Annotated in this window: 14 protein-coding genes; 4 read left to right on the top strand and 10 right to left on the bottom strand. The window is 72.3% G+C overall.

Annotated elements, in window-relative coordinates; genetic code table 11:
- Positions 1–15 precede the first annotated feature (15 nt).
- Positions 16–684, bottom strand: coding sequence for a maleylpyruvate isomerase N-terminal domain-containing protein (locus NIE79_RS09955; RefSeq protein WP_238678258.1), 669 nt, complete (start codon positions 682–684; stop codon positions 16–18).
- 8 nt (positions 685–692) lie between these two features.
- Entirely contained in the window at positions 693–1,580 is an 888-nt protein-coding gene (locus NIE79_RS09950; RefSeq protein ID WP_238678257.1) for a phosphatase PAP2 family protein, read from the bottom strand.
- 170 nt (positions 1,581–1,750) lie between these two features.
- Between NIE79_RS09950 and NIE79_RS09945 the strand changes: the two genes are divergently transcribed.
- On the top strand, positions 1,751–2,419 hold the full coding sequence (locus tag NIE79_RS09945) for a DUF3159 domain-containing protein (RefSeq protein ID WP_238678286.1): 669 nt from the start codon (positions 1,751–1,753) through the stop codon (positions 2,417–2,419).
- 334 nt (positions 2,420–2,753) lie between these two features.
- Here NIE79_RS09945 and NIE79_RS09940 read toward each other — a convergent pair whose 3' ends face one another.
- Positions 2,754–5,660 (bottom strand): glycoside hydrolase family 48 protein, encoded by a 2,907-nt coding sequence (locus tag NIE79_RS09940; RefSeq protein ID WP_238678256.1) that lies wholly within the window; start codon positions 5,658–5,660, stop codon positions 2,754–2,756.
- Positions 5,661–6,506: 846 nt separating this feature from the next.
- On the opposite strand from NIE79_RS09940, the gene NIE79_RS09935 reads away from it, so the two are divergent.
- The gene (locus tag NIE79_RS09935; protein WP_238678255.1) at positions 6,507–7,850 is read left to right on the top strand and encodes a GH1 family beta-glucosidase; all 1,344 of its coding nucleotides are present in this window, start codon (positions 6,507–6,509) and stop codon (positions 7,848–7,850) included.
- A gap of 82 nt (positions 7,851–7,932) precedes the next feature.
- On the opposite strand, the gene NIE79_RS09930 is transcribed toward NIE79_RS09935, so the two are convergent.
- From NIE79_RS09930 to NIE79_RS09920, 3 genes are all read right to left on the bottom strand, one after another.
- Positions 7,933–8,355, bottom strand: coding sequence for a roadblock/LC7 domain-containing protein (locus tag NIE79_RS09930; protein WP_088988684.1), 423 nt, complete (start codon positions 8,353–8,355; stop codon positions 7,933–7,935).
- Entirely contained in the window at positions 8,352–10,889 is a 2,538-nt protein-coding gene (locus NIE79_RS09925; protein WP_238678254.1) for a sensor histidine kinase, read from the bottom strand. The genes NIE79_RS09930 and NIE79_RS09925 overlap by 4 nt, the downstream gene beginning before the upstream one ends.
- Positions 10,890–10,988: 99 nt before the next feature.
- Positions 10,989–12,401 (bottom strand): FGGY family carbohydrate kinase, encoded by a 1,413-nt coding sequence (locus NIE79_RS09920; RefSeq protein WP_238678253.1) that lies wholly within the window; start codon positions 12,399–12,401, stop codon positions 10,989–10,991.
- Positions 12,402–12,605: 204 nt separating this feature from the next.
- Here NIE79_RS09920 and NIE79_RS09915 point away from each other — a divergent pair, with 204 nt between their 5' ends.
- Complete coding sequence (locus NIE79_RS09915; protein WP_238678252.1) at positions 12,606–14,528, top strand: anthranilate synthase family protein; 1,923 nt, start codon at positions 12,606–12,608, stop codon at positions 14,526–14,528.
- A 95-nt stretch (positions 14,529–14,623) separates the two neighbouring features.
- Here the strand turns inward: NIE79_RS09915 and wrbA are convergent, their stop codons facing one another.
- From wrbA to NIE79_RS09895, 4 genes are all read right to left on the bottom strand, one after another.
- Entirely contained in the window at positions 14,624–15,241 is a 618-nt protein-coding gene (gene wrbA / locus NIE79_RS09910; RefSeq protein ID WP_238678251.1) for an NAD(P)H:quinone oxidoreductase, read from the bottom strand.
- A gap of 293 nt (positions 15,242–15,534) precedes the next feature.
- Positions 15,535–15,903, bottom strand: coding sequence for a DUF3037 domain-containing protein (locus NIE79_RS09905; protein WP_238678250.1), 369 nt, complete (start codon positions 15,901–15,903; stop codon positions 15,535–15,537).
- The gene (locus tag NIE79_RS09900) at positions 15,900–16,658 is read right to left on the bottom strand and encodes a HipA family kinase (protein ID WP_238678249.1); all 759 of its coding nucleotides are present in this window, start codon (positions 16,656–16,658) and stop codon (positions 15,900–15,902) included. Before NIE79_RS09900 ends, NIE79_RS09905 begins: the two co-directional genes overlap by 4 nt.
- A gap of 64 nt (positions 16,659–16,722) precedes the next feature.
- The gene (locus NIE79_RS09895) at positions 16,723–17,115 is read right to left on the bottom strand and encodes a hypothetical protein (RefSeq protein WP_238678248.1); all 393 of its coding nucleotides are present in this window, start codon (positions 17,113–17,115) and stop codon (positions 16,723–16,725) included.
- Between the two features lie 138 nt (positions 17,116–17,253).
- On the opposite strand from NIE79_RS09895, the gene NIE79_RS09890 reads away from it, so the two are divergent.
- On the top strand, positions 17,254–18,363 hold the full coding sequence (locus tag NIE79_RS09890) for a winged helix DNA-binding domain-containing protein (protein WP_238678247.1): 1,110 nt from the start codon (positions 17,254–17,256) through the stop codon (positions 18,361–18,363).

Below are 18,363 nucleotides of genomic sequence, written 5' to 3'. Positions count from 1 at the left end.
CGGGATGGCCCGGGGTCAGCGGCCGAAGGCGAGCCAACGGAAGCCGGCGGCAGCGATCGCGGCCCGTTCCGGTGCGGTCAGCACCGCCCGCCCGGTGGCCTTGCGGATCAGTGTCAGCCGGTCCCAGCTCAACCCGGGCGGCGTCGGTCGTCCGCCGGTGAGCAGCTCGGCGATGACCACGGCCGCCGGTGGGGTGAGCCACGGGGGCCGACCCAGCGCGGCGGCCAGATCCAACCCGTGCACACCCACCTCGACCACCCGGGTCCGCAGGAACTCGCCGAGGCGCATCGCGTCCCCGTGCCGGGTTCGCACCACCCGGTCGGGCGGCGCGGCGGCGACCGCCGCCTCGGTGGCCCGCCAGGCCCTGTCGAACTCGGTGGCCAGCGCCGCCCGGTCCACCCGTAGCGCCTCCCGCTGGCCGCCGGCGATCCGGTCGGCGTCGACCTCGGCGGTGAACTTCGCCGCGCCGAAGTACCTGGCAGCGTCGACCTCGGCGCGGGGCGGGGCGGGCGCGGCGAGCATGTCGGTCAGTCGGCCGACCCCGGTGCGGGTGTGCGCGATCAGGTCCCGGACATTCCACGGAGGGCAGTCGGTGGAACGGCTGAGATCATCGTCGGTCAGCTCGGCCAGGATCTCGGTGAACCGCGCGCACTCGGCGGAGAACGCCGCCCGGACCGGTTCCACCGGACGGTTCAGCCCTTGACCCGGGGCACCAGCCGGTGCACGACGGTGAGCGCCAACGCCATCACCACCGCCATCGTGCCGGCGATCCCGGCGGCGCTGCCCGCGTACCCGACGAACAGGGGGCGGCGGGCCAACTCCTCCGGCCCGGTGTCGCGCAGGTCGAGCAGCCAGGACAGGGAGAGCCCGCAGGCCACCAGGGCGAGCACACCGCCGATCCCGAGCACCAGCGCCGCGACCCGGTGCGCGTCGCCGGGGGCGATCTCGGCCTGCTCCCGCTGGGCGACAAGCAGCAGCAGCCCAGCCAACGCCGCCCACACACCCACCACGAGGTACGCGGCGACCGCGTCGCTGGGCCGGTGCCACCCGGCGGAGAGGGTGGCGACCCCGGCGACGGCGGCGTACCCGGCACCGATGAAGGCGCCGACGGCCCGCACCTTGCGCGGCAGCACGAGCATCAGCGCGACCGCCACCGAGGCGGCCACCGTGGCGTGCCCGCTCGGGAGGCTGTTGCCCACCGCGGCGCGTTCCGGGTCGACACCGAAGTCGGGCCGGTTCAGCCCGTACTTGAGAAGCTGGGTGGTGACGTTCGCTCCGGCGATCAGCAGGGTCGCGGTGATCGCCAGGGCGATGCGCCCCCGGATCAGCGCGATGAACCCGATCATCGCGGTGGCCGCCAGCAGCGAGACCACCGACATCGCGTTGAGGATCTTGTCGACCGGACCGTCGATGGTGTCCTGCCCGATCCGGTTGCCGGTGAGGGCGACAGTGTCCACCCACTGACCGATCTCGAGGTGCACGGCCACCCGCCACACGGCGAGGAAGGCAGCCGCCTGGACGAGGGCCAGTACGACCAACCAGACCGCGGTCCAACCCCGTGCCGTCGCGCGCATCCGCACACCGTAGCGGCAGGTGTCGGCGGTCCGACCGGTGGCCCGCCGCCGATCGCCGGTTAGGTTGTGCCGGAGGCGAGGAGGCGGTGGTGAGCGGAACACCGGAGCGCGACAGCGGCCGTGACGAACCCGGGCCCGAGCAGCGTGAAGGCGACGACCCGGGGTCGGCAGGGCCGGTGCCGGCCGGCGCCGACGCCGGCCCGGGTGGGCCGGTACGGGCCGAGTCGCTGACGGATCTGCTGGGCGGGCGGCGCGGTGCCGTCGACGCCACACTGCCGCCGCTGGCGTTCGCGGCGGGCTGGCTGCTGGGCGGCGAGTCGCTGTGGGGCGGGGTCGGCGCGGCGTTGGCCGTGGGCGCGGTGGTGGCCGGCGTACGACTGCGTCGGGGTGACCGGCCGCGCTCGGTGCTGATCGGGCTGCTGGCCGTCTGCGTCGCGGCGTTGATCGCGGTGCGCACCGGCCGGGCCGAGAACTTCTTTCTGATCCAGGTGCTGTCCAACGCCGCGAGCGCTCTGGCGTGGACGGTCAGCATCGTGGTGCGGTGGCCACTGCTGGGGGTACTGGTCGGCGCGGTGCTGGGCCAGCGGGCCGGGTGGCGGCGCGACCCGGCGCTGCTGCGCGGGTACGGCCGGGCCAGTTGGGTGTGGACGGCGACGTACCTGCTGCGCCTCGCCGTGTTCGTGCCGCTCTACCTGAGCGGCCAGGTGCTCGCGCTGGTGGTGGCCCGGGTGGCGCTGACCTGGCCGCTGGTCGCGGCGGCGCTGGCGCTGAGCTGGGTGGTGCTGCGGCGTTCGCTGCCGGCCGGGCACCCGGGTCTGCGGCACCCGGTGGCGCGGCCTCGCTGACCCTTCCGACGCCGCCGCACTCGGAAAAGGCCGCCGGTCTCGGGGCAAAAAAGTGGAGAGGCCGCCACGGGGGGAGCGGCCTCTCCGGTGACGTACGTTACTCCGTCATTGACCTCGGTGTGATCCCGCGACGGCCCGAATTTCTGGGCTTTTTCGCGGCTGGCTCCAGTCCGGGCGGTGGGGTGGGCCAGCCGATCCGCTGCGTCGGCCAGATGGCCGGCCCACCCCGGCCTGACCGTGGGTGTCAGGCCGTCCCGCCAGCCCCGGTCCGTCGTTCCCCGGACCCGGGCCGGACCCCGGGGTGGGCGGTCCACGCCACCCACCCCGGGTCGTCTCAGCCGTTCGGGAACATGCTGCCGTAGTCGGCGTACGCCATGGCGACGTCAGCCTGTGCCCAGAACCGGTGGTAGTTGAAGCTGGGCTCCGCACCGCCGTCCAGGTACGCCTGGACCTTGGGCCAGTCCGGGTCGTTCTTGTAGAAGGACCGGATGTCGAGGAAGCTCTTGCCGGCGGCGATGGTGTCGCCGTTCGGCATCTTCCCGGTCCAGCCCGACGGGACGTAGAGGCCCTGCCCGGTGGACGCGTTGTAGACGTCGTCGAAGCGCCGGTAGTCGCCACGCTTCTCGGTGGTGGAGACACCCTTGGCGTCGCTGGCGGCCGACAGCGCGTCGAGCAGCCCCTTGGCGGTGTCCTTCGCCGCCACGTTGCCCGACTTGGCCGCGTACGCGATCAGGATCCGGGCGTAGGCGGCGGTGACACCGACGTCCTGGCCCTTGCTGATGACCTCGACGTGCAGGCCGGTGTTGGGCTGCGGGTTGGACGGGTTCCAGGTGGTCGGCTGACCGGTCCACGCCATGTCCGACGGGATCGACCAGTTGGTGCCGAGGGTGGTGTTGGCGATCGCCCACGGCACCCACTTGTCCAGCAGCGCCTTGGCCTTCGCGTTGCCGGTCTGCTGGTACAGCTCGGCGATGCGCTGCATCGACCAGGCCTGCATACCGAACCACTGGTTCGACGGCGGGTCGTTGTAGACCGGGTCGACGTCGTAGAACATGCCGTAGAAGGTGCTGGTGCCGGCCGGCGGCTGGGCGTAGCTACCGTCCCAGCTGTTGGTGGCGCCACCGGCGATGCCGCCCTCGGCGGACTGCAACCAGGTGTAGAACTCCAGCTGCCGCTCGAAGCTCTTGGTCCAGTCGGCGACAGCTGTCGACGACTGCGGCTTGAGCTCCGGGGTGTTGGTCAGCGCCCAGGCCGCGAACGGGTTCTGGTAGCCGAAGTGGTTGTGGCTGGAGCCGATCCGCCAGGACCAGTTCTGGCTGGCGTCGTACGCGCCGCCCCAGGCGTAGTACCAGGACAGCAGGTAGTGCGCCGAGTCCTTGCCACTGCCGGCGGGGCAGGTGCTGGCCCCGACGCAGTTGCCGATCTTCTTGAAGTACTTGTCGAACATCGCGTACCGCAGGTAGTCGCCCATCTTCGCGGCCTTGGCGATGGTGGCCGCTACGTCGGCCTGCTTGTTCTGCGCCTTGGACCAGGTCAGCGCCCAGTACGCGGCCTGCACGGCGCGGGCGTCGGCGTCCGGGGCGTTCGTGTACTTCCACTGCTTGGCGGGCGCGCCGGTGTCCTTGACGAACAGGTCGAGGTAGCCGTACTGACCGCCGTGCTTGAAGGTGTCGCAGGAGGGCTGCGGGACGGTCTCCCACACCGACTCCTGGGTGCCCCGCTGGAAGGTGTTGATGTAGGCCGGCTTGGTGGTGCCGTCACCGCAGCGGCCGAAGCCGTAGGTGTTGTCGACGTCCATCAGCCAGTGCATGCCGTAGATGTCACCGGTGCCGTAGGTGGACTGCAACTCCGAGCGCAGCGGGTCCTGGCCGACCGAGACGTTCGGGTTCAGCGCCGACGGGTACTGGCTGGGCAGGTTGTACTCCGCGGCGTACTGCGGGGTGCCGGCGGAGCCGGCGGTCGGCTGGTCGGCGTGCGTGGGGATGATGTACTTCTCCATCACCGTCCAGGCGTTGTTGAACGGCGCCCAGTTCTGGGTGACCTTGCCGTAGTAGGCCTCCAGCCAGAGCCAGAAGCTGAACGCCTCCGAGGTGGTCTCGTGGCCGTGGTCGGGCGCCTCGACGATCAGCGTCTCGACCGAGTGGTACGGCACGCCCTCGGGGCTGAAGTAGCCCGAGTTCTTGATCTTGCCGTACTGCTCGAGGAACTTCGCGGTGTAGGCGTTGTCGCCGCCGGGGGTGTCGTTGTCGATCTCGGTGGCGCTGACCGCCAGCGAGGCGAGACCGGTGGCGGAGGCGGTGATGGTGGCGGCGCCGCCGACGGTGTCGGTGTCCTCCGCCGCGGCGACCGTGACGGTGACCCCGGTGTTCCAGTTGCTCGGGGTCAGAGTGGCGGTGACCGGCGAGACCGTGACGTCCGTGTCACCGGTGCGGGTGAGGGTGACCGGCACGTTGGCCGTCGGGGCGGCGCTGAGCTTCAGGTTGAAGGTGGCGCTGCCACCCTCGGCGACGCTCACCGCGGACGGCGTGGCGACCAGTGTCGGACCGGTGGCGGCCCCGACGGTGAACGCCTTCTCGTCGACCCCGATGCCGTTGGCGTTGTCGTACGCCTTGGCCTGGACGGTGTAGCTGCCGGCCGGCAGGTCCTCCTGGGTGTACGCGTACGGGGCGGAGGTGTCGGTGTTGATGAGCAGGCCGTTGCGGTAGAACTCGACCTTGCTGATCGTCCCGTCCGGGTCGCTGGCGGTGGCGGTCAGCGGCACGTCGGCCGGCGCGGTGAACGGCCCGGCCGGCAGGCCGAGGGAGACCGTCGGCGGCTGGTTGGCCGGGGTGCCGTTGCAGGGGGTGCCGTTGAGCGTGAACGCTGTGGGCTTCGGGTTGCTGCCCGTGTGGGCGCCGTTGAAGCCGATGGTGGTGGAGGCCCCGGTGGCAAGGTTGCCGTTGTACGACTCGTTGGTCGCGGTGACCTCGCTGCCGGTCTGGCTGAATCTGGCCGACCAGCCCTGGGTGACCCGCTGACCGCTGGTCGGGAAGGTCCACTTGAGCGTCCAGTTGCTCACCGCGTCACCCAGGTTCTTGATGGTGACGTTCGCGGTGAAGCCGGTGTTCCAGTCGTTGGTCGCGTAGACCACGTCGCAGGCGGGTGCGGCCTGTGCGGCGCCGGCCGGCAGGGTCACCCCGCCGATGGCGAGCAGCGCGGCGGCGGCGAGCGCCACGCGCCGGCGTATTGCCAGTTGTCTCATGTGCGCGGTGTCTCCTCGGACCAGGCCGGGATGGTCCCCGGCGAGGCGCCTGCCCGCGAGGGTGGTGGTGGTCCGCGGGGATGTCGAGGCGCCGGGAAGGTGGTCTTCCCCGGGCCCGGCCGGGGTAGGGCGTGCGGCCCGCACGGGAGGGGGTCCCGCCGGCCGCGCTCGGGTGACCGTGACCGGAGCTGGTGCTGCCGGTTGCCCTCGGTGGACCCGCACTACGCGATGTGGCTCCTGTCGCGTCGAATCGACAGTGTGCCATGGAAGCGCTCCCACAACAAGCGCACGGAGAGCCGGATCAGCTCCTTGTTTCGATCTCGTTTTGGGTCTTTCACAAAGGCGTGACGGGCGTTACAGTCGCAACATCGGTCGATGGGAGCGCTTCCATCGACAAGGTTCCAACAAGAAGATCGCTGGGGTCGTCTCTGACGAGCCCAGGGACCAGACCGAGGGCCGACGACGGGCCAGCCCGGACGCCGTCGTCAGCCATCGTCCCGCCACAGGGAGGGAGGTGGAACCAGAGCCACTCGCGTGGCCCGGCTCCCGCGCGACACGCACGGCAGGACCCAAATCTCGCCCGTGTGTGTGCAGTTACGGTGGGGACGGGGGTTGCCCTCCCCCGTCCCCACACTAAACCCCCGTACACGATAGGAAAAGAGGCCGACGGGACAGGCGCGCCGCGCCGCCCGGACGGCCTCGTTCGCTGCTCGGGGCCACACACCCGCCTCTCATCAGCCAGCGCCGGCCGTCCTGACGGCCGGCTGACCGGCCGGCAGCGCCTGCCCTATCATGGGAGCGCTCCCGAATCTTTCGGCGGTGGCCCCGTATCCATGAGGAGAATCCATGTCGATACCTATTGGGCCCGCCGGCCCGCTGCGCTTCCCGGACAACTTCGGCTGGGGCGCGGCCACCTCCGCGTACCAGATCGAGGGCGCCACCAAGGAGGACGGGCGCGGCGAGTCGGTCTGGGACACCTTCAGCCGCGTCCCAGGGCGCACCCGCAACGGCGACACCGGCGACGTGGCCATCGACCACTACCACCGCTACGCCGAGGACCTCGACCTCATGCGCGACCTCGGGTTGCGCAGCTACCGCTTCTCCATCTCCTGGCCCCGGATCCAGCCCGACGGCACCGGCACGCCCAACCAACGCGGCCTCGACTTCTACCGCCGGCTCCTCGACGGCCTGCACGAGCGCGGAATCACCCCGATGGCCACCCTGTTCCACTGGGACCTCCCGCAGGCGCTCCAGGACGCCGGCGGCTGGGAGTCACGCGACACCGCCCACCGCTTCGCCGACTACGCCGACGTGGTCTTCCGCGCCCTCGGCGACCGGGTGCCGGCCTGGCTCACCATCAACGAACCCAAGACCGTGGTGCAGAACGGCTATCTCACCGGCCACCACGCCCCCGGCCGGCAGGACCCGGACGCCGCCTACCTGGTCGCCCACCACCTGCAACTCGCCCACGGGTTCGCCGTCGCCGCGCTACGCGCCACCGGCAGCGACAGCCGCATCGGCCCCGCGCTCAACCTGCACCCCTGCTACCCCGCCGACGACTCCCCGCAGTCTGCCGCGGCCGCCCACCTCTACGACGCCTACGAGAACCGCCTCTACCTCGACTCCCTGCTCAAGGGCAGCTACCCGGAGGACCTGCTGGCCGACCTGGGCCCGCACAGCCGGATGGCCAAGGGCATCCGCGACGGCGACCTGTTGACCATCTCCGCGCCGATCGACCTGCTGGCCGTGCAGTACTACACCCCGATCTACGTCACCGGCGACGGCGGCACCGCACACCGCTGGGCGACCTCCGAGGCCGAATGGCAGCAGATCTACCCCGAGGGGATGTACGACCTGCTGACCCGGATCACCCGCGAGTACGGCCCGATCCCGCTCACCATCACCGAGAACGGGCTGCCCACACCGGACACCCTGGGCGCGGACGGCACCATCCGGGACACCGGGCGGATCAGCTTCCTGCGCGACCACCTCACCGCCGCGCACCGGGCCATCGCCGACGGAGTGCCGCTGGAGAGCTTCCACGTCTGGTCACTGCTCGACAACTTCGAGTGGGACCAGGGCTACGACCAGCGCTGGGGCCTGGTCTACGTCGACTACGCCACCCAGCGACGAGTGCTCAAGAACTCCGCCACCTGGTACCGCTCCGTCATCGCCGACGGCGGCTTCTGACCGCGCCGCCACCCGGACGGCCGGGCCCGGACGGCTCGGCTCGGGTGAGCCGGTGATCGTCCGGGCCTCGGCCGGCTCGCACTCAGCGGGGCAGCGCCTGCTGCAACTCCGCCCGCAGGGCCGGGGTGAGCATCTCCCCCGCCTGCTTGGCCAGCCGGGCCATCTCGTAGCCCACCACACCGATGTCCGCGTCACCGGCGGCCAGCGTGGCCAGAATCGAACCATCGCGGATCTGCATCACCAGGAAGTAGCCACGGCCCATCTCGACCACCGTCTGCTTGACGACGTCGCCGTCGAACATCGAGGCCGCGCCCGCGGTGATACTCATCAGCCCGGAGGTCACCGCGGCGAGCTTGTCCGCGTTGTCCCGTGGCAGGTGATCGGAGATCGCCACCAGCAGCCCGTCAGAGGAGACCACCACCGCGTGCGCCACACCCGGCACCCGCTCCGCGAACGCGCTCACCAGCCAGCTCAGGTCACGCGCCTCCTGGCTCAACGTCGTCACTGTCGTCGTCCCCCTTCGTCGTGCCCCCCGGACGGTGGCACGGGTATCTCGGTGGTGTCCTCAGCCTCGGCGCGCCGTACTCCGCTGTAGAGCCGCGAGAGCATGCCGCCGACCGCCTCCGGGTCCGGGTCGGTGCGGGTCGGTGCCGTCATCGGTTGTGCCGAACGGATGACAGCGCTCAACTGCGCCATGGGCACCCGCATTGGCAATCCCCGCTCATTGGTGCCGGCGGTCACCGGGATCGTCGGTGGCGCCGCCGCAGCGGGCACCACCGGCGCGGTCGGGCCCTGCCGCGAATACCAGCCCCCGCCGGCACCGCGAGCAGCGGCGGGGGTCAACACGTCCTCGGCGCGTACCGGCACCGGGCGGCCCTGACGCGGCACGCCGACACCGGGCGGGCGGCCGGCCACCGGCAGGTCCCGTACCCCGCCGTTCAGCACCGGGGCAGCGGCCTGCCGGGCGGCCCCGGGCTGCGCAACCAGCCCCCGCGCCGCGCTCGCCGCCAGCATCCGCGCCGACGGGGGCGAATCCAGCTCCACACTGCCCGCCGGAGCCAGCAACACCTCGGGCAGGGCGAGCCGGGCGACAAGGCCGTCCTCGCCGCCCTCCAACCGCACGCCGACACGCAACCGGGCCGCCAGGTGACTGACCACGAAGAGCCCCATCCGCTCCACCGCCGCGACGTCCGCGGCCGGAGGACTGGCCAGCACCTCGTTCGCCTGCACCAACGCGGCCGGGCTCATGCCCAGACCCCGGTCGACGATCTCGATCAGCGCAGCCCCCGCCTCGACCCGGGCGGTCACCACCACGACGGTGTCCGGGCGGGAGAAGGCAGTGGCGTTCTCCAGCAGCTCGGCCAGCAGGTGCACCAACTCGCCGACCGCGTGCCCGACCACGTGCACGTCGGCCACCGACTCGATCCGGACCCGCTGGTACTGCTCGATCTCCGCGGCGGCGGCCAGCAGCACCGCACCCAACCCGACCGGCCGGTTCCACCGGCGGGTCGAGTCGGTGCCGGCGAGCACCAGCAGGCTCTCGTCGTTACGGCGCATCCGGGCGGCCAGGTGATCGAGCTTGAACAGGTTCTCCAACTGGTCCGGGTCGCTCTCCTCGCGCTCCAGGTCGTCCAACAGCTCCAGTTGACGCTCCACCAGCACCTGGCTGCGGCGGGCCAGGTTGACGAACATCGCGTTGACGTTGCGGCGCATCAGCGCCTGCTCGACGGCGACAGTGACCGCGCTGCGGTGCACCGCCACGAACGCCTCGGCCAGCTCGCCGATCTCGTCGAGCGAGCGGACCACCGCCGGTGCGACGTCGATGCGCGGCACCCCACCGGTGACCGTCTTCAGCCGGTCCAGGGCGTCCGGCAACTCGACCTGGGCGATCCGCAGCGCCTGGCTGCGCAGCAACCGCATCGACCGGGCGACCGACCGCCCGATGAGCAACGAGATCAGCAGGGCGGCCAGCAGGACCGTGACCACCCCGCCGACGACCAGCAGGGTCGTCCGCAGCTGATCGTCGCTGGCCTCCTCGGCCTGGCGCACGGCGTCGTCGAGCACACCCGCCTCAAGCTGACGCAGCAGCTCCTGGCGCTGCTGGCTGGCCGACCACCACTGCTCCGACGGCAGCACCTGCGGCGACGCGCCGCCGGAGGACAGGCTGCGCTCCTCCAACCCGGTGGCGACCAGGAACATCGGAGACACCGAGGTCTCGTCGTAGCGGCGGATCTGCTCACTGGTCGCGGCCACCCGGAACGCGCCCAGCGCGGTGAGTTGCTGACCGCGCAGGTCGGCGAGGACCACCCGGTCCTCGGTGCCGTACGCACCGGCGCGGGCGGCGGCGTAGAGCTGGGCCCGCACCCGGGAGGAGAGCTCCTTGACCCGGGCCAACTGGACGTAACGCAGCACCGCGTCGTTCAACGCCGGCTGGTTCTGACCCGGCGTCGGTTCGGCGAGCAGATCGAGCAACGCCCCGACGGCCCGGTGGTAGTTACCCAGGATCGTCTCGCTGCTGAGCACCGCCGGCGGAATCGCCGAGCGGATGTCGACCACCTGGTCGTACGCCTCCAGCGCCTCGGAGAAGGCCACCCGCCAGGACGCGTCCGCGTCCGCCAGCGGCTCGGCCGCCCGGCTGAGGTCCACGATGGCCTTGTCGGTGGCCGCCTGCAACGGCTTCAGGTCGTTCGCGGCGGCCTGCCGGTCACCACCCTTACGCAGCTCACCCAGCTCCCCCGCCGAGCGGTCACGCTCCTGCTGGAGCTGGTGCACCGCAGCGGTGATCTGCCGGCCGATGCCGACCTGACTGGAGAAGTCGTTCAACGCCGTCGTCCGCCCCACCAGGGTGCTGGTCTGCACCCCGGCGAGCAGGAGGAACGCCATCGACGGCACCAGCAGCACTGTGGCGAGCTTCGTGCTCATCCGCCAGTCGCGCAGCCGGAACGGCGACCGCCGTCGATGCGGAACGACTCGGACATCGAAGCGGCGTCGGCGATGGTTCGACACCGCGCCGTTCGCCGGGTCGGGACCTGCCGCCACCCTGCCTCCTCCGTCCTACCGCGTCCACCGCGGTCGGGGGAGCGCAGTCCATCCAACCAGGCTCGGTACCGCTGTCAACGGCCCGGGCGAGGCCGAGGTTCAGGAAGGATACTGCGGGTGGGAACCTCCTGCCGTGGTCGGTAAAACCAGCTCGTCCGTCCGGCCGATGTCGGCGAGCTCGATCGCGTCACCGAAGCGCCCCAGCGCCACCAACGCGGCACCGGTGGCACCGATCTCCGGGTTGCGTTGATGCGACACCGGTCGCGGTGCGAGCGCGGTCGCGAAGGCCTGCCGCCACCACACCGATGCGGCCACCGCACCGCCGCCCAGCACCACGCCGACCGGTTTGTCGATGGTGGACTCCAGCACCCCGAGATCCTCGGCGACCAACTCACACAACCCCTGCATCAGCCCGGCCAGGATGTCGACCGCTGTGGTGCCGAAGCTGAGACCGCGCAGCTCACCGCTGCCCGCCGGCGCCAACCCGGGCGCCCGATCGCCACCGAAGCGGGAATCCGCCGGTCGGCCACCGCCCGCCGGCACCAGCGCCAGCGCCGCGTCCAGCTCGGCGCCCCGAGGCAACCGCAGCTCCCGGTCCGCCCAGGCGAAGAGGTTGCCGCCGTTGGCGTACGCCGCCCCGGTCACCACGTGGTCGTGGTCGACCCGGTACCGCCACAACCGTTCGGGCAGGCGCGGCATCGGCTCGCCCGCCGGGATCCGCTGCATCAGCCGTACGGCCGCGGAGGTGCCCACTGTGACGGCGGCCCGGCTCGGGTCGACGCAGCCCGAGCCGACGTTCGACGCCCCACCGTCGCCCACCGGCGGTGACCAGCGGGCCTGCGCCAACTGCGGCCACCGACGGGCCAGGTCGACCCGGAGCCGGCCGTGCCAGTCCAGCTCGCCCAGCGGCGGCAGCTCCTCCGGGCGCGCCTCGGCCAGCGTCAGCGCCTCCTCGTCCCAGCGCAGGGTGCGCAGGTCCAGCAGACCGGTCCCGGAGGCCTGGGAGATCGACATGGGCGCCGAGTCGAGCAGCTCGCCCAGCACGTACTCGGGCAGACCCACGAACCGGGCGATCGGGGTGCCGGACTGCTCGCGTAACCAGGGCAACCGCATCGACCAGTACGAACGGTGCCACCAGCAGCCGGTGCGCTGGTGGAAGCCGTCCGGGTCGGCCGGCCCCGCAGTGCGCCCGACGGGGGCGGGCCGGGTGTCCAGCCAGGTGATCACCGGGCCCAGGGGGGCGCCGTCGCGGTCCAGCGGGAGCACCGAGTGCCACTGGGCGGAGACCGCCACCAGGCCGACGTCGTGCAGGTGCCCCGACTCGGCCAGCTCGTCCAGGCACTCGACCAGGCTCGCCAGATAGTCCCGACCGGACAGCGTGCCGGTGCCGTCGTCGCCGATGGCGAGGTCGACCTTGCGGCGGGCCAGAGCGCCGGGCAGCGGCTGGGTGTCCGCGTCCAGCACCAGCCCGCGTACCGAGGAGGTGCCCAGGTCGAGCGCGAGAATGTTCATCGCCGGTCAAGTTACCCCGTGCCGGCCGGCCGACGGGCGCGTAGGGTGGATCACATGCTCGCGCAGTTGACCAGTTGGTGGCCCGCCGACCCGGCGGCCATCTCCCGCGCGTAGCTCCATCCACGCGGCCGCCATCGAGGCGGTCGCCGGATCTCCCGGCCGGAGGGCCGCCCGACGGCGGCCCCCAGCCCGACGGAGACTCCGATGACCCACCTGACCGACCTGCTCGCCGCCGTCGCGCGCGGCGTCGAACCCGGCCCCTTCGCGCTGCTGCGCCGCGAGGGCGCTGACGACCTGGACCTGTTCACCGGCCCGGTGGACACCGTCGATGAGCTCACCGACCTCCCGCTGCCGGCGGGTTCGCCCGGGGCGCGGACGCTGGCCCTGGTGCCGTACCGGCAGATCACCGAACGCGGGTTCGCCTGCGTCGACGACGGCGCCCCGCTGGAGTTCCTCCAGGTCCGCGAGCACCAACGGATCACGCTGACCGACGCCCTCGCCGCGCTGCCCGACGAACCGGTGCGCACCACCGACGCCGGCTTCGACGTCAGCGACGAGGAGTACGCCCGGACGGTGCAGCGGGTGCTGTCCGAGGAGATCGGCCGCGGCGAGGGCGCCAACTTCGTCATCCACCGCGCCCTGCACGCCACAGTGCAGGGCCCGCCGCTGGCTGCCGCGCTGGCCGCGCTGCGCCGGCTGCTGATCGCCGAACGCGGCGCGTACTGGACGTTCGTGGTGCACACCGGCACCCGGACGCTGGTCGGCGCCAGCCCGGAGCGGCACGTCAGCGTCGACGACGGACTGGTGATGATGAACCCGATCAGCGGCACCTTCCGCTGCCCCGGTGGCGTCGCCGACCGGGCGGCCCTGCTGCGTTTCCTCGCCGATGAGAAGGAGACCGAAGAGCTGTACATGGTGCTCGACGAGGAGCTGAAGATGATGGCCACCGTCGCCGAGCACGGTGGGCAGGTGATCGGGCCGTACCTCAAGGAGATGTCGCACCTGGCGCACACCGAGTACCTGCTCGCCGGGCGGGGCACCCGCGACGTGCGGGAGGTGCTGCGCGAGACGATGTTCGCGCCCACCGTGACGGGCAGCCCGATCGAGAACGCCTGCCGGGTGATCGCCCGGCACGAGCGCCGGGGTCGGGGCTACTACGGGGGCGTGCTGGCGCTGCTCGGCCACGACGACGCCGGCCGGCAGACCCTCGACGCCCCGATCCTGATCCGGACCGCCGAGCTCTCCCCCACCGGTCGACTGCGGGTGCCGGTCGGCGCGACACTGGTCCGGCACTCGACGGCGGCCGGCGAGGTGGCCGAGACGCACGCCAAGGCCGCCGGGGTGCTGGCCGCGCTCGGCCTCGGGCCGGCGGCGACCGTCGGCGACCGCGGGCCGGTCGCGCGGCTGGCCGACGACCCGGCGGTACGCGACGCGCTGGCCGCGCGCAACGCGCCGCTGGCGCGGTTCTGGCTGGACCAGCGGTCACCGGACGCACCCGGACTGCCCGCACTGGTCGGCCGCCGGGTGTTGATCGTGGACGCCGAGGACACCTTCACCGGAATGCTGGCGCACCAACTGAGCGCGTTGGGTCTCGCGGTGACCACCCGCCAGTGGCACGCGAGCGGCCCGGTCGACGACTACGACCTGGTGGTCGTCGGTCCCGGGCCAGGCGACCCGGGCAGCGCGGACGAGCCGAAGATGCTGGCGCTGCGCAAGCTGCTGAGCGGACTGCTGGCCGCCGGCCGCCCCACCCTCGCGGTCTGCCTCGGCCATCAGGTGCTGGCCGGGCTGCTGGGGCTGACGCTGCACCGCCGGGACGCGCCCTATCAGGGGTTGCAGCGGGAGGTGCAGCTGTTCGGCCGGACCCGCCGGGTCGGGTTCTACTCGACGTTCACCGCCCGCGCCGAGACCGACCGGCTGACCACCGCGTACGGGCCGGTGGAGCTGGCCCGCGACCCCGGCGACGGTGCCGTGCACGCCCTGCGGGGGCCCGGCTTCGCCGGGGTGCAGTTCCACGCGGAGTCGGTGCTCAGCCCGGACGGGCTCGCCGTGCTCAGTGAGCTGGTGACCGAGCTGCTGCCCGCGCCGCGCCCGGACGAGCTGTCCGCGACGCGCCCAGGCGCATAGTCGCCCCGGCCCGCGGGTAGGGCTGGAGCGACCGGCGGCGCGGACGGGCCGAGAGCCCCCGCCCGCGCCGCCGGTCGCCCTTGTCCGTCAGCCGCTCAACCGGCCAGGCCCACCTTCAGCGCGGCACCCATCTGCACGGCGCGCCGGGCGGTGAGCGCGCAGGCCCCGAGCGCCACGGCGTCCGGGGCGATCTCGCCGTTGTTGCTGGTGTGCGAGGGGCCGTACGGGTTGCCGGCGATGAACTGGCTGGTGTCGGTGTAACCGGGGGTGACCACCACTCCACCCCAGTGGTAGAACACGTTGAACAGCGAGGTCAGCGTGGTCTCCTGCCCGCCGTGCGAGGTCGCCGTCGAGGTGAAGGCGGAGTAGACCTTGTTGGCCAGCGCGCCCTGGGCCCAGAGCGGGCCAGTGGTGTCGATGAACTGCTTCAGCTGCGCCGCGACCATGCCGTACCGGGTCGGCGCGCCGAGGATCACCACGTCGGCCCAGGCCAGGTCGTCGACCATCGCCTCGGGCACGTCCTGGGTCTCCAGGCGGTGCGCCTGCCAGCCGGAGTTGGAGCGGATCGCCTCGTCCGGCGCCAACTCGCGCACCTTGCGCAGGCGCACGTCGGCGCCGGCGTCCCCGGCAGCCTCACACACGGCCTGCGCCATCTGGTACGTGATGCCGGTGGCGCTGTAGTAGATCACCGCTACCTTGGTCTGGGCAGCCATCAGAGTGTCCCCTTCTCGTCTCGGATCAGCTCCCGCGACTACCCGCTGCGGACGTGCTCTAACGACAGCCCGAGGCGGTCCCGGCTACCGGTCCGCCGGCTCAAGTTTTCCGCAACTTCCCGGTCGTTCCGGCCCGACGTCGCGCGCGGACGACGATCCTGATGCCATCGGTGCCGGCGGGATCGAGCCGCCGCCCCGCACCGGGCACCTGAACGGGGGATCGCGCTCCGCCGGCAACGGCGCTGGCGTAGCGCGATCAGGGGACGATCACCGCTCCCCCGCCCCGCTTCGATTCAGCGGACCAGGGTCGCCATCAGCCGGTCCAGCTCGGCCGCCGGGTCGACGGTGAGGCCGGTGTGCACCGGCCCGGTCTGGATCATCGTGCTGCGTGGCGCGGCCAGCCAGTGGAACCGCTCACCGAGTCGCATCCGGGTCGCCGGCCCGTCACCGGAGCAGGTCCGGTCCCAGGAGTCGAGCACCGCGGCCACGGCTGGCAGGTCGACGTCGGGTGCCAGCGCGCGAACCCGGTCGGCGTCCAGGTGCGTCCGCGCGGCCAGGAAGTCGAGCTGCTGGCAGTAGAGCAACACCCCGACGTTGATCTGCTCGCCGCGCTCGATGCGGGGCACGAGCCGGATCAGCGCGTACTCGAAGGGTTGCCTCATGCCCCGCTCCCCGATGGCAGCCAGTCGGCCGTGCGGGCGACCCGGCGGGACAGGTGATCCAGGTACGCGCCGCGCGCCGCGTCGGCCGTCTCGAAGTCGGCGGCGGTCAACCACTCCTCCGGCACCAGGGTCAGCACCTCGGCGAGCAGCTCCGGGGTGACCTGGGGAGCCAGTTCGGCGTCGGCCTCGGCCAGCCGCGACGCGTACGGCGCCAGCACGTGATCCTCCGCGCGGTAGGCCCGGTGCACGGCGGCCTCGGCGCGCGGCCAGTTGTGGTGGAAGTACAGCGAGGCGCCGTGGTCGATCAGCCACAGCTCCCGGTGCCAGACGAGCAGGTTCGGGTTGCGCCAACTCCGGTCGACGTTCTCCACGTACGCGTCGAACCAGAGCACCCGGGAGGCCAGCTCCGGGTCGACGGGGTGCGCCACCGGGTCGAAGCCCAGCGCCCCGGGCAGGAAGTCCATCCCGAGGTTGGCGCCGCCGCTGTTGCGCAGCAGCTCCTGCACCTCCTGGTCGGGCTCGGCCCGCCCGATCACCGGGTCGATGTCGAGGACCACCAGCGGCGGCACCCGCAACCCCAGCCGGCGCGCCAGCTCACCGCAGATCACCTCGGCGATCAGCGCCTTGGGCCCCTGCCCGGCGCCCCGGAACTTCGCCACGTAGGTGCCCAGGTCGTCGGCCTCCACCACGCCCGGCAGCGACCCACCCTCGCGCAGCGGGGTGACGTAACGGATCGCGGTGACCTGGCGGAGCACGCCGCCCACCCTACTGGGGCCGACCGGAACGGGTGGCGGGCCGGCCCAGACCGGCACCCGCCGGTCAGTCGATCTTGTCGCGTAGCTTGTCGACCTGGGTCTGGAGGCGGTCCACAGCGTTCTCGTTGTTGACGAACGTGGTGATCCCCGCGGCCAGACCGAGGCCGATCAGCACGGCCAGGATGCTGAGCACCAGGCCGCCGATCGACACGCCACGACCGGTGACCCCGGGTCGGCGGGCCATCTTGAGGCCCACGATGCCGAGGATGATCCCGATGATGCCGAGCACCAACCCCAGCCAGGCGAGGATCGCCGTCAACACGCTGAACAGGGCGGCCACTCCGAACACCAGGGCGAAGGTCGCCGCGGCGCTCGTCTTCGCGCGGGCGTCCCCCCGATGGCTGCGGGACCCGGCCGTCACGCCGGCGCCCCGCGCCGGCTCGCTTGCGGCAGTCATGAGCTTCCCTTCCGTACGCGCGGCGCGCGCACTTCCGGCGAGCCGCATTCCCCCGACGACCGCCGTTACGCCTCCCACCAGCAGGAGTGTCGGTGGTCGGTCCTAGGCTGGCCGCCCGGCCACCAGAAGGAGCGCCCGATGCCTGTCGACCTCAGCGCGGCCGACGCGCTGGCGCTGCGGATGACCAGCCTGCTGCTGCGCCCACACCCGAGCACCCGACCCGGCACCGTCGCCGAGGTGGTCGAGTGGTTCGGCGCGATGCAGGCACAGGATCTGGCCAGCGGGCTGTGGTCGCTCGGCGCCCGGCTCCCCGGTCACCGCATGACCGACGTGCAGGCGGCGTTGGAGCGGCGCGAGGCGCTGCGCACCTGGCCGATGCGGGGCACAGTGCACCTCGTTCCGCCGGCCGACGCCCGCTGGATGCTGGAGTTGACCGGCGTACGGTCCCTGGCCGGCGTGGCGACCCGGCGGGCGCAGCTCGGGCTCACCGAGGCCGACGCGGACCGGGCGGCGGACGTCCTCGGCACCGCGCTGGCCGGCGGCGGTCGACTCACCCGCGCGCAGTGCCTGGCCACCCTGCGGGCGGCCGGCCTGGGCACCGACGGGCAACGCGGCTACCACCTGCTGTGGTATGCCAGCGTTCGCGGCGTGACCTGCGTGGCGCCGAACGTCGGCACCGAGCAGACCTTCGCCCTGCTCGACGAGTGGGCACCCACGTCCCATCGGCTGGAGCGCGACGAGGCGCTGGCACTGCTCGCCCACCGCTACGTCCGCGGGCACGGCCCGGTCACCGACCGCGAGTTCGCCGGGTGGAGCGGCCTCACAGTGACCGACGCCCGGCGCGGCCTGGCCGCCGCCGACGATGCGCTGAGCACGGTACGCGTCGACGGCACACCGATGTACGTCGACGCGGCACTGGCCGACGCGCCACGCCCGACGCTTGACGATGTGCTGGCGCTGCCCGGCTTCGACGAGTACCTGCTCGGCTTCCGGGACCGCACGTTGATGCTCGACCCCGCCCACCAGGCGGCAGTGGTGCCGGGCAACAACGGCATCTTCCAGGCCACAGTGGTCCGCGCCGGTCGCGTGGTGGGCGTGTGGAAGCGCAAGGTCGGCCGCACCGCTGTCACAGTGACGATCCAGCCGCTCACGACACTCGACGTCGCCGCGCGGGTCCGGGTGGAGCAGGCGCTCGAACGCTACGCCGACTTCCTCGGGTTGCCGGCCCGCTTCGACTGGCTGACCTGA

Origin of the sequence: Micromonospora trifolii (assembly GCF_022229005.1) — a bacterium.
Taxonomy (GTDB): domain Bacteria; phylum Actinomycetota; class Actinomycetes; order Mycobacteriales; family Micromonosporaceae; genus Micromonospora; species Micromonospora trifolii.
This window is presented reverse-complemented; position numbering and strand designations above follow the sequence as displayed.

Excerpts from the sequence above, each read along its gene's own strand:
- NIE79_RS09940 (WP_238678256.1), bottom strand. The coding sequence starts at position 5,660 with ATGAGACAACTGGCAATACGCCGGCGCGTGGCGCTCGCCGCCGCCGCG.
- NIE79_RS09935 (WP_238678255.1), top strand. The coding sequence starts at position 6,507 with ATGTCGATACCTATTGGGCCCGCCGGCCCGCTGCGCTTCCCGGACAAC.
- NIE79_RS09920 (WP_238678253.1), bottom strand. The coding sequence starts at position 12,401 with ATGAACATTCTCGCGCTCGACCTGGGCACCTCCTCGGTACGCGGGCTG.
- NIE79_RS09915 (WP_238678252.1), top strand. The coding sequence starts at position 12,606 with ATGACCCACCTGACCGACCTGCTCGCCGCCGTCGCGCGCGGCGTCGAA.
- wrbA (WP_238678251.1), bottom strand. The coding sequence starts at position 15,241 with ATGGCTGCCCAGACCAAGGTAGCGGTGATCTACTACAGCGCCACCGGC.
- NIE79_RS09905 (WP_238678250.1), bottom strand. The coding sequence starts at position 15,903 with ATGAGGCAACCCTTCGAGTACGCGCTGATCCGGCTCGTGCCCCGCATC.
- NIE79_RS09895 (WP_238678248.1), bottom strand. The coding sequence starts at position 17,115 with ATGACTGCCGCAAGCGAGCCGGCGCGGGGCGCCGGCGTGACGGCCGGG.
- NIE79_RS09890 (WP_238678247.1), top strand. The coding sequence starts at position 17,254 with ATGCCTGTCGACCTCAGCGCGGCCGACGCGCTGGCGCTGCGGATGACC.